General features: G+C 71.6%; 11 protein-coding genes. 8 read left to right on the forward strand and 3 right to left on the reverse strand.

Annotation, left to right across the window (positions count from 1 at the left end; genetic code table 11):
• Window positions 1–14: 14 nt before the first annotated feature.
• Complete coding sequence (locus OG403_RS27490; protein WP_329568896.1) at window positions 15–3,524, forward strand: ATP-binding protein; 3,510 nt, start codon at window positions 15–17, stop codon at window positions 3,522–3,524.
• Window positions 3,525–3,911: 387 nt separating this feature from the next.
• Complete coding sequence (locus tag OG403_RS27495) at window positions 3,912–4,901, forward strand: RICIN domain-containing protein (RefSeq protein WP_329568897.1); 990 nt, start codon at window positions 3,912–3,914, stop codon at window positions 4,899–4,901.
• A 381-nt stretch (window positions 4,902–5,282) separates the two neighbouring features.
• Here the strand turns inward: OG403_RS27495 and OG403_RS27500 are convergent, their stop codons facing one another.
• Window positions 5,283–6,122, reverse strand: a complete 840-nt coding sequence (locus OG403_RS27500) for a transposase family protein (protein WP_329568899.1) — start codon at window positions 6,120–6,122, stop codon at window positions 5,283–5,285.
• Window positions 6,123–6,186: 64 nt separating this feature from the next.
• A complete protein-coding gene (locus tag OG403_RS27505; RefSeq protein ID WP_329568890.1) occupies window positions 6,187–6,642 on the reverse strand; it encodes a hypothetical protein in 456 nt (151 codons plus the stop codon).
• A gap of 90 nt (window positions 6,643–6,732) precedes the next feature.
• Here OG403_RS27505 and OG403_RS27510 point away from each other — a divergent pair, with 90 nt between their 5' ends.
• The 3 genes from OG403_RS27510 (at window position 6,733) to OG403_RS27520 (ending at window position 9,222) form a co-directional block, all read left to right on the forward strand.
• A complete protein-coding gene (locus OG403_RS27510) occupies window positions 6,733–7,878 on the forward strand; it encodes a hypothetical protein (RefSeq protein WP_329568901.1) in 1,146 nt (381 codons plus the stop codon).
• Window positions 7,879–7,966: 88 nt separating this feature from the next.
• The gene (locus OG403_RS27515) at window positions 7,967–8,797 is read left to right on the forward strand and encodes an IS5 family transposase (protein WP_329562111.1); all 831 of its coding nucleotides are present in this window, start codon (window positions 7,967–7,969) and stop codon (window positions 8,795–8,797) included.
• On the forward strand, window positions 8,794–9,222 hold the full coding sequence (locus OG403_RS27520; protein WP_329562112.1) for a hypothetical protein: 429 nt from the start codon (window positions 8,794–8,796) through the stop codon (window positions 9,220–9,222). Before OG403_RS27515 ends, OG403_RS27520 begins: the two co-directional genes overlap by 4 nt.
• Window positions 9,223–9,252: 30 nt before the next feature.
• On the opposite strand, the gene OG403_RS27525 is transcribed toward OG403_RS27520, so the two are convergent.
• Window positions 9,253–9,519: a helix-turn-helix domain-containing protein gene (locus tag OG403_RS27525; RefSeq protein WP_329562113.1), complete on the reverse strand. Its 267-nt coding sequence runs from the start codon at window positions 9,517–9,519 to the stop codon at window positions 9,253–9,255.
• A 182-nt stretch (window positions 9,520–9,701) separates the two neighbouring features.
• Here OG403_RS27525 and OG403_RS27530 point away from each other — a divergent pair, with 182 nt between their 5' ends.
• From OG403_RS27530 to OG403_RS27540, 3 genes are read left to right on the forward strand one after another with little or no spacing between them, the layout of a single operon-like run.
• On the forward strand, window positions 9,702–10,277 hold the full coding sequence (locus tag OG403_RS27530; RefSeq protein ID WP_329568903.1) for a tetratricopeptide repeat protein: 576 nt from the start codon (window positions 9,702–9,704) through the stop codon (window positions 10,275–10,277).
• A gap of 33 nt (window positions 10,278–10,310) precedes the next feature.
• A complete protein-coding gene (locus tag OG403_RS27535) occupies window positions 10,311–10,694 on the forward strand; it encodes a hypothetical protein (RefSeq protein ID WP_329560511.1) in 384 nt (127 codons plus the stop codon).
• Window positions 10,695–10,714: 20 nt separating this feature from the next.
• Entirely contained in the window at window positions 10,715–11,719 is a 1,005-nt protein-coding gene (locus OG403_RS27540) for an IS3 family transposase (RefSeq protein ID WP_329560509.1), read from the forward strand.
• Window position 11,720: the final 1 nt, after the last annotated feature.

Genomic DNA, 11,720 nt, shown 5'->3' on the forward strand with positions numbered 1-11,720 from the left:
GTCGGCTGCTCGCGATGCCTGGTGCGCCCGCGCCGGCCGCGCCGCTGCGGCGGGAGCGACACGGGTATCGGCTGCGGCTCGGGCTGAACGGCTCGGACGCGGCGCGCTTCGAGGATCTGGCGGCGCGGGCCCGTCGTGCGGCGGCGGCCCGGGACGCGCAGTCCGCCTGGCAGCTTCACGGCTGTGCGCTCGGTTGCTGGCGTGGTCCGCTGCTGGCGGGCGAGGGCCCGTGGCGGCTCCAGCATCCGGCGGCGGTCGCCCTCACGGCACTGCGGACCGCGGTCGCGGTGGAGTGGGCCGACATCGGTCTCGGGCTGGGCAGTTATGCGCCCATGGCCCAGATGCTGCAGGTGCTGTGCGCCGAAGAGCCCCTCCACGAAGGTCTGGCTTCCCGACTCATGCTCGCCTGGGCGGGCGAGGGGCGCCAGGCTGCGGCTCTCACCCTCTACAGCGACATGCTGCGGCGGTTGGACGCGGGGCTCGGGGTGGAACCGGGTCCGGTGCTGCGTGAGGCGCACCTACGGGTGCTGCACGGGCGGCTTCCGCCGGTGACGCGTTCGGTCGGGGACGGCCGCACGTCTGCGCCGACCGCGGATGACGCGGTGGTCGGGAAGGCGTTGTCGAGCGTGGCGGAACCTGAGAAGCCCGCGTTGCGGGAGGGGACCGTGCTGCTCGACCGGACCGAGCAGCTCGCGGTGGTGGAGCGCGCGGCCGCTGAGGCACGGGCCGGTCAGGGCGCGGTGGTGCTGGTGCGGGCCGGTGCGGGGATGGGGAAGACCTCGCTGCTGAATGCCTGGGTGTCCGCCGAACAGGCTGAACAGGCCGGTGGGATGCGGGTGGTGCGGGCCGACGGCGGTGAGCTGGAACAGGACTTCGCCTTCTCGGTGCTACGGCAGCTGGTCGAACCGCTGCTGGCCCGGGCCGATCGTGCCGGGCGGGAGCGGCTGCTGTCGGGCCCGGCGGACTTGGCCTCGTACGCCTTGCGGGTGGACGGTGCCGCTGGGGGGGAGGGGTTGTCGCCGGAGGCGTCGCTGGGTGTCCTGCACAGCTTGTACTGGCTGATGGTGCACGTCGCCGATGACGGGCCGATCGCGCTGGTGGTCGACGACGCGCACTGGGCGGACGTGCCGTCGGTGCGTTGGCTGGAGTATCTGGCCCGGCGGGTGCGTGGTCTGCCGTTGTTGGTGGTGCTGGCCGCGCGCGCGGATGCCGGGACGCGGGTCGAGCCGCTGCTGGAGCGGATCGGCGCCCAGGCGCACTGCCGGCCCGTGGAGCTGCCGGCCCTGGCCGCGGACAGTGTGGCCGCGCTGGTGCGAACGCGGTTGGGCGGGGACGCCGATCCGCGGTTCGCCGCCGCCTGCGCCGAGGCGACCCGGGGCAATCCGCTGCTGCTGCGCGAGCTGTTGCGGACGCTGGCCGACAACAGGGTCAGGCCGGCCGGCGATCAGGCGTTGGTGGTGGAGGAGTTCCGGGGCCGGATCCTGGCGGGCACTGTGGTCAAGCGCCTGGCGGGCGAGCCGGAGGCGGTCCGCCTGCTGGTCCGCGCCCTGGTGGTGCTGGGGGACGGCACCGGCTGGCCGGTCGCGGCCGAGCTGGCCGGGCTGGGCGAGGCGAGGACCCGGGAGCTCGGCCGCCGGTTGCAGCGGATCGGGGTGCTGGCCCCCGGTGACCCGGCGCGGTTCGAGCATCCCCTGGTCCGCGCCGCGATCGCCGAAGCCCTCTGCGGGCCGGTGGAGTTGGCCGACGGACATGCCCGGGCGGCCGAACTGCTCCACCGCGAAGGCGCGGCCGAGGCCGCAGTGGCGGCCCACCTGCTGCTGGCCGAACCCAACGGCGATGCCTGGCGGGTGGAGGTCCTGCGGGAGGCGGCGAGGGCGACCCGCGGCCGGGGGGCGCCGGAGGTCACCGTGACCTATCTGCGCCGAGCCCTGCGCGAACCCATGTCGGTCAAGGAACGCGGCCCGCTGCTGCTGGAGTTGGGCGCGGACGAGTTGCAGGTCGACGCCGGTGCGGGCCGGCACCGCCTGGCGCAGGCCGCGGACGCGCTGACCGACCCGTACTCCCGGGCCCAGGCGGCCCACCTGCTCGCCCACGCGCTGTTCCTCGAGCAGCAGCACGAGGACGCCGTCGACGTGCTCACCCGCGCGGTGGAGGACCTGCGGGAGGCGGAGGACGGCAGCGGGATCGCCCGCGAGGTGTCGTGGTACCTGCAGGCCCAGATGCTGCTGATCGGCTACGACCAGCTGTCCACCCTCCCCGCCGCGCGGTCCCGGGCCCGGCGGCTGCGGGAGCACGCGCTGGCCGGCGACACCCCCGGGGAGTGCGCGGTGCTCGCCGCGCTGTCCGTCTCGGCCCTCAGCGGCGAGGGCGGCGCCGCCGTCGTCGACGACCTCGTCGACCGGGCGCTGCGCGGCGGGTTGGCGGGCACGGACCAGTCGCAGCTGCTGCTGAGCCTGGCCGGGCTGGCCTTCGTGGCCACCGATCGGCTCGACGAGGCGGCGGCGCGGTTCGACCAGATCGCCGAGGCGGCCGGGCGCCAGGGCTCCTTCGTCATGGTGTCGGCGGCGCTGACCTGGCAGGTGTCGATCAACCGCCACCGGGGCTGGCAGGTCGCGCTCACCCCGGAGTTCGGGCACCCGGCGATGTCCGACGAGGACCTGGAGCTGCGGGTCCGGACGGCCATGACGACCCAGGTGGGCGAGTCGCTGATCGAGCGCGGCGACCTGGCCGGGGCGGCGCGGGCGCTGGCCCCGGACACCGGCGGCGACCAGGTGGGCTGGGCCTGGCAGGGTCCGCTGCTCCTGGTCCGCAGCCGGCTGCACGCCGAGCGGGGCAATCCTGCCGCCGCGCTCGCGGTCCTGCTGGAGTACGGGGCACAGGAGCGGTGGGCCGGGGTCACCAACCTGGCCCTCGCACCCTGGCGCTCGCAGGCGGCCCTCGCCCACCTGGCACTGGGGCAGCGGGCGGACGCGCTCCGGCTCGCCACCGAGGAGTTGGAGCTGGCGCACCGCTGGGGCACCGGGCGGTCGATCGGCGTGGCTTCACGCTGCCTGGGCGTCGTGACGGGCGGAGCGGAGGGGGCCGCCCTGCTGCACGAGGCCGTCGCCGTGCTGGAGCAGTCCCCGGCCCGGCTCGAACTGGCCCGGGCGCTCTACGAGTCGGGGGTCGCCCTGGCGCGCACCGGCGAGGCCGATCGGGCCCGGCGCAGCCTCGCCCGGGCGCTGGACCTCGCGGATGCCTGCGGCAGCGTCCTGCTGGCCAGCCGGGCCGGAGGGGCGCTGACCGGGCTGGGCGTGCGCCCCGGCCCGGTGCCGCCGCCCGCCCCCAGCCTGTCGATGACCGAGCACCGCGTGCTGGAGCTGGCCGGTGCCGGCCACAGCGACCGGCAGATCGCCCAAGCCTTGCTGCTCACCCCGCAGGACGTGACCGTACTGACCGGCCGGGTGGTCCGCACCATGGGCGCGACCGGCTGCGCCGACCTCGCCGACCGCGGGCAAGGCATCGCGCCCGCGAGCCTGCCGTGACCGCGGGACGACGGCCACGTCGCGGGCGACGCCCGGGCCATGGCCGTGCGGGCCAACTCGGAGATGCTGCGCCGCAGGGCCGAGCGGGCCTTCGCCTACGTGGCCGGGGTCGCCGTCCGAGCGCCGCATCCTGCCGGTTCCTGCCGCTTGGCAGCCGTGACCTGCAACGTCGTGCCACACGCCGCCTGCACGGGCACGGCCCTGCCCGGCTCCTACTGTCGGAGACACCGCAAGTCAGCTTGCGGAGCCAGCAGGGTGGGGGGACGGGGTCGCCGGTGAAAGCCGACCGCAGCGGCCCCTTCCAGCGGCGACGTGCGGTCCACGTGACCGTCGCCCGCGACAGGGCCCTGTCCCAGGCTCCGTGCGAACCGCAAGGGGAGTCCTGAAATGAAGCGATCAACGTCTCCGTCGCGCGCCCGGCACCAGGCTCGGCACTGGCTCGCCGTGGCGGGCGTCGCCACCGCGGCGACCCTCGCCACGATCCCCGCGGCATCGGCCGCCACCCACCCCGCCCCGCCCGTCGCGCACCCCGCGACCACCTCGGGCAGCCCCGACCTGAGCGGCACCTACACCCTGTCCACCGGTGGCCAGGCCCTCGACGACCCCAACTGGAACAGCAGCGACGGCGTCCCGCTCGAGACGTACGGCCTGAACGGCGGCACCAACCAGGACTGGGTGCTGCTTCCCCAGCCCGACGGCTCCTACCTGATCATGAACTGGTCGTCGAGCCTGTGTGCGGTCGCCAAGTCCGGTGCCTCGGGCGCTGCGGTGGTCCAGACGCAGTGCATCGGCGGCGCCGCCCAGGAGTGGGCCTTCGCACAGCAGGTGAGCGGCTACTACACCATCAGCTCGGTGTCCAGCGGACAGGTGCTCACAACCGCCTCGACCGGTAACCTCGCCCCGGTCACGCAGCAGGCGTACAGCAGCTCGCCGCTGCAGCAGTGGCTGATCAAGCCGGCCGGCCCCACCGTGAGCGGAAGCCACTCCCTGACCACCGGTGGCAAGGCCCTTGAAGATCCCAACAGCAGCGGCGGAGCGGGCACCTCGCTCGACACCTCGTCCACGAACGGCGGCGCCAACCAGAGCTGGCAGTTCCTCCCGCTGCCCGACGGCTCCAACCTGCTCGTGAACAACGCGTCGGGCCTGTGCGCCGACGTCTCCGGCGGCACCAGCGCCCAAGGCGCCACGATCGACCAGTGGTCGTGCGTCGGCAGCACCAACCAGCGCTGGAGCCTCAACCAGCTGGCGAACGGCTCGTACAACATCTCCTCGGTGCGCAGCGGACTGCTGCTCACCACCGCCTCCGGCGCCGACGGGGCCCTGGTCACGCAGCGGGGGAACACCAACTCGCCGCTGCAGCAGTGGACGATCGGCTGAACAGCTGATTCGCGTCCGCGCTCGGGGCGCACCTGACGGTCGGGTCCCCGGGGAACCTCGTTCCCCGGGGACCCGACCACTTCGCTCCGTCACCGCGGCGACCGGATCCCGGCCGACCGCGACCGCCACCTCCCGCATCGTCAGACCGACACCGCCCTCCCCACCGGACTCCGCCGTCTCCACCAACCGCCGGTAGTCCGGCGCCAGCGCCTCCACCGCCACCACCCGACGCTCCAACACGCCCTCGCCGACTTCAGCTCACCCTCAAGGCGCTCCAATGAGTGGTGTGCATCGTGAAGTTGCAGGTCATGGTTCTGGTGTGCGTCGGCGTCAGGGTGCTCACGCTGGTTGTGGACGTATGACTTCGGCGTAGATCGTCGGTCAGCGGGCGACTTCGCGGTTCGTCAGGACCAGAAGGGCCCGGACCAGCGCGGTCGCCCACTTCGGGTCGGTGCGGACCTTGCCGAGGACGCGCCAGTTCTTCAGGTGTGCGAAGCCGTGTTCGACCGGCGCCCGGACCGCGGCCAGCGCCTTGTTGGACACTTTCTGACCTCGAGTCAGGGGTCGGTTGCGGGCGGCCTTGTAGCCGGTGATCACCGCCGGGTCGGCGTCGGGGTCGCTGTCGTCGAGGCCGACGAAGCCCAGGTCGGCGATCGCGCCGAGGCCGGCCGCGCGCAGATGGGCGGTCAGTTTGTCGTGGCGGCAGGCGGTGATCTCCGAGGTGCGTCCGGGCCGGACCGCGCTCACCCAGACCAGGCGGCCCTTGTCGTCGGTGAGCGCGATCACGAGCAGGCCGTGGCATTTGTGCTTGCCGGAGTAGTTCTTCCGGTTCTCGGTCCCGGTGCGGCGGTGGGTGCGGATCAGAGAACCGTCCAGCAGGGCCACCCCGCCACCCGATCGGGTGATCTTCTTGAGCGCGCGGTCCAGGCGCGGGGCGCGAGCGGCCAGCAGGCCGACGACCTCGCGCACCCACCGGGTCACGGTGGTGCGGTGCACCCCGTTCCCGCCGGCCAGGTCGCCGGGCCGCTGGTCACAGCGCAGCACCGCCAGCACGATGCCGGCGATCCTCCCTGCCGACAGGGCCCGCCACCGCGATCCGATCTTCTTGCAGTGGCCGCGGATCAGGTCGGCGAGCCAGTTCAAGGTGGCACTCGACAGCGGCAGGCGGGCGGTGTAGACAAGACCGTCGGGGCCCTCGACGAGACCGTTGTTTTTCTTCACACCAAACTCAACTGCCGCCGGGGGCCCTCCGGTTACGCCCCTGCGGCGTGCAGGGCCGGGATGGCTACAGCCGTGCGGTGAACTTCCCGTCGCCGCGTTTGTGCAGCCATCCGCGGTCCTCGAGCTTGACCAGTTTCGCCCGCAGCGGCTCCAGCTTCCCGCGCGCCTCCACCGGAAGGCCCAGCTCTTCGCCCACCGCCCGCACCTGCACCGGACCGCCGGCGGCTCGCACGATCGCCAGTATCCGGCGGTAGTCCTCGGGCAGCGCGGTCTCGTCAACGCTGTCGCCACGGTGCGGGACCAGCAGCACCGCACGCCCGCCAACCTGCGCTGACGCCGGTGCGACGGCAGCCCGTTCCCCAGCTGTCCGCTCGCTCATCCGCGTCAGGACCCTCTCGGCGACTGCGCGTTCGTCCCGCTCGGCCCGCACCTGGTCCAGCTGCTTGACCAGCTGTTCTTCCAGCTCGTCCAGTTCCGCGCGGCGCGCGGCGATCCGTTCCAGTACCTCGGGGTCCACCATGCCCGGGAGCGTAGGAGCACCGCGGGCTGGAACGGGCCAGAACCCACGAAGACCTCCCTGCCCGATGATCTACACGCCAGACTGCCGCGCATGACCAGCACGAGCACCCGGGCACGGAATCACACCAGGCCCGTGACCTGCCACTTCACGATGCACACCACTCAATACGCGCTCGCCGCGCGCCGCCTCCAGATCCTTGGAGCACAAGGGCAAGACGCCGAAGCCGACGCGCGCGCCTTCCTGGACTGGTTGGCCACAACATCACGCTCATGGCTGATCGTTCTGGACGACCTCACCGACCTCGAAGAGCTCTCCCGCTGGTGGCCACCACGCTCTCGGCTCGCGAACGGGCGAGCCCTGGCCACCACCCGACTACGAGACGCGCGGCTGTCGGGGGCCGGACGAACCGTCGTCGAGGTCGGCACCTACACCGCCAACGAAGCCTCGGCCTATCTGCACGACCGATTCACCGGCGCCGGCACGCCCCACCTGCTGGACGCCCGAGCCGAGGCCATGGTGCGCGAGCTGGGCCACCTGCCGCTGGCCCTGGGGCACGCCGCCTCGTACATGATCAACGAGGACGTGCCCTGCACTTCCTACCTCCAGCGGTTCACCGACCGCCGCGCACGCCTCGACGCGGTGCTGCCCCGCGAAGCCGACAGCGAAGGCTACGGTCGGCAGATCACCGCCGCCCTACTGCTGACCCTCGACGCCGCCCAGCAGTGCGAGCCGGTCGGCCTGGCCGCCGCAGCCATCCGCCTCGCCGCCCATCTCGACCCGGCCGGCCACCCCCGCGAGCTATGGGTTGCCTCCACTACAGCGGCTTACCTGACCGCGCATCGCACCCCGCCCGCACCCACCGTCGCGACCCCGGACCCGGTCAGCACCGACGAAGCAGAGGCAGTGCTGCGCGTACTGCACCGCTACGGGCTCCTCACCTGCGGCGGGCGAGACGATCCACGTGCGGTCCGGGTACATGCCCTGACCGCTCGAGCCACCCGCGAAACCATCCTGCCCGGCGATCTGCCGGCCACCGCCTGGGCTGCCGCCGATGCCCTGGCCGGCGTCTGGCCCCCGAGTGATCATGAACACCCCGACCTGGCGGCCGCGTTGCGGAGCAACGCCGATGCACTGGCGTCCTGCGCGGGCGATCTGCTCTGGCAACCCGAGAGCCACCCGATTCTCAGGCGGGCCGGCCACAGCCTGGCGACTGCGGGCTTTCAGTGGGCGGAATGAGAGATTAAGTCCGTTCTGTCGTCGCCTGAACGTGTGGCCTTGCTACCTCTGGCAGGTCGCGGGGCTGGCGCCGTGCTGAGGTGACTGCGTGAGCGACCGCAAGCCCTACAAGAGCGACTTGTCCGACGAACGCTGGGCGCTGATCGAGCCGGTGATCACCTCGTGGAAGGTCCAGCATCCCTCGGTCAGCGGCCACGAAGGCCGCTACGAGATGCGGGAGATCGTCAACGCGCTGCTCTACCAGTCCCGGACCGGCTGCCAGTGGGACTACCTCCCGCACGACCTGCCACCCGCCGGCGCGGTGAAGTACTACTTCTACACGTGGCGCAATGACGGCACCGACCAGGTCATTCATGACCTGCTGCGCTGGCAGGTCCGCGAGAAGAGGGGCCGATTAGCCGACCCCAGCCTGGTGGTGCTCGACACCCAGAGCCTGCACGCGGCGGCCGGGGTGCCGGCCAAGACGACGGGACGCGACGTGGCGAAGAAGGTGCCCGGCCGCAAGCGGGGCCTTGCCGTGGACGTGCTGGGCCTGGTGATCGCCGTGGTCGTGCTGGCCGCCTCCGTCCACGACAACGCCTTCGGCACCGCCCTGCTCGACAAGGTCGCAGTAGCCAGTGGCGACACCGTGACGAAGGCCCTGGTGGACCAGGGGTTCAAGAAGACCGTTGTGGACCACGGCAAGCAGGTGGGCATCGACGTCGAAATCGTCGAACGCAACCCTGCCGAGACCGGGTTCGTCCCGCAGCCGATCCGGTGGCGGGTGGAGCAGACGAACGGGATCTTGATGCTGCACCGGCGACTGGTACGTGACTACGAGCACCGCCCCGCCTCGGCCGAGTCCCGGGTCTACTGGGCGATAAGCGACGTGATGACCCGTCGGCTGACCGGCGGCGCGATGTCATGGCGCGGCGCGTGACCAGCGGGGACCTGACCCTGGGGGCGGTGCTGGTGCGTCTGGAGAAGCGCGAGCGAGAGATCGCCGCGCAGGCCGAAGAGACCCGCGAGCAGATCACGCGGCTCATCGCCGTGCTGGACGAGCTCGATCGGGCCGCCGAGGAAGTGCGGATCACCCGCAAGACGCTGCTGGGGCTGCCCGACCCGGACCCGCCCGCGCCGTCGGCGTCCGCCCCGCAGGTGCCGGACGGGGCGGCCTACCAGGAAATCATGGTGGTGTTCGCCCAGGCAGACGGTCCGCTGCGCGCGCGGGGCGTGTGCGAGGCGATGGACCTGGACCCGGCTCCGAACAACATCAACAACGTCCGTTTGAAGCTCAAGCGCCTGACCGGGCGCAACATCCTGGCAGAGCCCGAACCGGGCCTGTTCGCCCTGCCGCGACCGTAGCCGTCCGGCAAGCAGGCCTGACCAGCGCGCCTACTTGAGGCCTGAGCTCGAATCGGCCGATGACACAAGGCCCGTCGCCTCGGACGGCGTGGCCTTGATGCTCCCCGGAGCCCAGCCGAGGACTTCCTCGAACGTTCGGGCCACGGTCGGAGTGGGCAGGCCCGCGCGGTCGCGTTCGAAGGTCCTGATGGTCGCGTGACTCAGCCAGGTACGTCGTGCGAGCTCGCGCTCCGAGATGCCTTCGGCCTCACGGAACTCGACGAGGGCTCGCGCCAGTCGTGCCGATTCCTCACTCATGACCGCAGTATGCCGCTGAGCCCCGGCTGGGACAGCCCTCTGTCCCGATCCCAGGCCGCGAGGGCAGTGGGAGGCCCGCGAACTGCCCTGTCCTGCAGGTCAATCCCGCGACAGGGATAAGTCGGGCGAATCCTTGCGTACCGCCCTCTCATGCCGCGGCGGTCACCCACTGGCAGCGGTTTGTGGCCCCCAGCGAGCGACTTCTGGGCGCGGAGCACACCAAGACCATCCACGCCCGGTGCCTCTTGGCCTTCGCCTACTGCTGGGCGGGCCGCATCGAAGAAGCAACCGCACTCGGTCAGCAGACCCGAGCCGACTGTCAGCGACGGTTCGGAACGCGGCACCCCCTGACCATCACCGCGAGTTCCGCCGTCGCCTTGACCTACTGGCGAGCCGGACGTGTCCTCGAAGCAGTCGCCCTCGGGGAAGAGATAGTGGCCAGCTCCGGGCACCTGCTGGGCCGCCACCACCCGTACACACTCGTCGCCCGCGCTGCCGTGGCCCTGGCCTACCGGTGGGCAGGACGGATCGGGGAGGCCGTCGCCCTCGGGGAACAGGTCGTGGCCGACTCCGAGCAGTTCCTGGGCGAAAGGCACCTCGACACCGTCATCGCCCGCGCTGCACTCGCCTTCTCCTACCGGTGGGCAGGCCGCGCCAGCGACGCAATCGCCCTCGAGGAACGGGTGGTAGCCGACTGCGAGTCTCTTCTGGGCCCTCTCTGTCAGCCTTGGGTGAGACGTCCCGCTTTGTCGGGTTAGCCTGAGAGGGCCCGAGTAGGAGTTCCACCCCTGATGACCAGCACCAATCCGTCCGCAGCCGACCCGGCTCCCCGGCCGAAGCGCCGCACGTTCAGTCCCGAGTACAAGCTTCGGATCGTGGCCGAGTACGACGCCGCGCCCGAGGGCGAGAAGGGCGCGGTCCTGCGCCGCGAGCGCCTGTACCACTCGCACGTCACCGAGTGGCGGGCCGCGCGCGATGCCGGGGCCCTGGAGAACCTGGTCGACCACCGCACGAGCCCGGCCCGCCCGAAGAAGTCCGCCGCCGAGGTCGAGAACGAGAAGCTGCGCCGCCAGGTGGAACGGCTGGAGAAGGAACTCGCCCGGAACAAGGCCGCGTTGGAGGTCCTGGGAAAAGCGTCGGCGCTCTTGGAAATGATCTCCGAGAGCGCGGACTGAGGCACGCCGCCGATCCCGTCGTGGACGAGGCGTTCGCCGCCGTCGAACACGAGCTGGGCGTCACAGCCGCGTGCCGGCTGACCGGCCGCTCCCGGGCCACCCACTACCGCAGCCTGAAGCCGACGCCCGTGCGCGAGCCAAGGTCGCCGCAGGTCCAGCCGTCGGCCCTGACGGCCGAAGAGCGTGACGCGGTAATGGAGTTGATGAACAGCCCCGAGTACGCCGAGCTGGCGCCCGCGCAGATCTGGGCCCGTGAGCTGGACACCGGGCACTACCACTGCTCGGTCTCCACGATGTACCGGATCCTGCGTGAGCGGGGGCAGTCCGGTGAGCGCCGCCGCCAGGCCACCCACCCGGCCAAGACGGTGCCCGAACTGGTCGCCGACGGCCCGTCGCAGGTCTTCACCTGGGACATCACCAAAGCGGCCGGCCCAAGCAAGGGCATCTGGTACCACGCCTACGTCATCATCGACATCTTCAGCCGCTACATCGTCGGCCACACCGTCGAGGCGGCCGAATCAGCCGAGCGAGCCGAGGAGTTGATCCGCGACACCATCACGCGCAACGGCATCGTCCCCGAGACCGTGCACGCCGACCGCGGCACCTCCATGACCTCCAAGAAGGTCTCCCAGCTGCTGATCGACCTCGGCGTCACCAGAAGCCATTCGCGCCCGAAGGTCTCCAACGACAACCCCTACAGCGAAGCCCAGTTCAAGACCACCAAGTACATGTCCGACTATCCCGAACGGTTCGAATCCCTGGCCCACGCCCGCGAATGGTTCGACGCCTTCATCTCGTACTACAACCACGAGCACAGGCACTCAGGCATCGGACTACACACGCCCGCCAGCGTCCACTTCGGCACCGCCGAGGAGATCCGCGACCAGCGGGCCGTCACCCTCGCCGAGGCCTACACACGCCACCCCGAACGCTTCGGCCGCCGCCCCAGACCACCCGAGATCCCGAAGACAGCGTGGATCAACGACCCCGCCAAGCGCAGGGAACCCGCACCACAAACCTCATAGC

Origin of the sequence: Kitasatospora sp. NBC_01266, assembly GCF_036242395.1 — a bacterium.
Classification (GTDB): Bacteria; Actinomycetota; Actinomycetes; order Streptomycetales; family Streptomycetaceae; genus Kitasatospora.

Excerpts from the sequence above, each read along its gene's own strand:
- OG403_RS27490 (WP_329568896.1), top strand. The coding sequence starts at position 15 with ATGCCTGGTGCGCCCGCGCCGGCCGCGCCGCTGCGGCGGGAGCGACAC.
- OG403_RS27525 (WP_329562113.1), bottom strand. The coding sequence starts at position 9,519 with ATGAGTGAGGAATCGGCACGACTGGCGCGAGCCCTCGTCGAGTTCCGT.
- OG403_RS27495 (WP_329568897.1), top strand. The coding sequence starts at position 3,912 with ATGAAGCGATCAACGTCTCCGTCGCGCGCCCGGCACCAGGCTCGGCAC.
- OG403_RS27535 (WP_329560511.1), top strand. The coding sequence starts at position 10,311 with ATGACCAGCACCAATCCGTCCGCAGCCGACCCGGCTCCCCGGCCGAAG.
- OG403_RS27510 (WP_329568901.1), top strand. The coding sequence starts at position 6,733 with ATGACCAGCACGAGCACCCGGGCACGGAATCACACCAGGCCCGTGACC.
- OG403_RS27505 (WP_329568890.1), bottom strand. The coding sequence starts at position 6,642 with ATGGTGGACCCCGAGGTACTGGAACGGATCGCCGCGCGCCGCGCGGAA.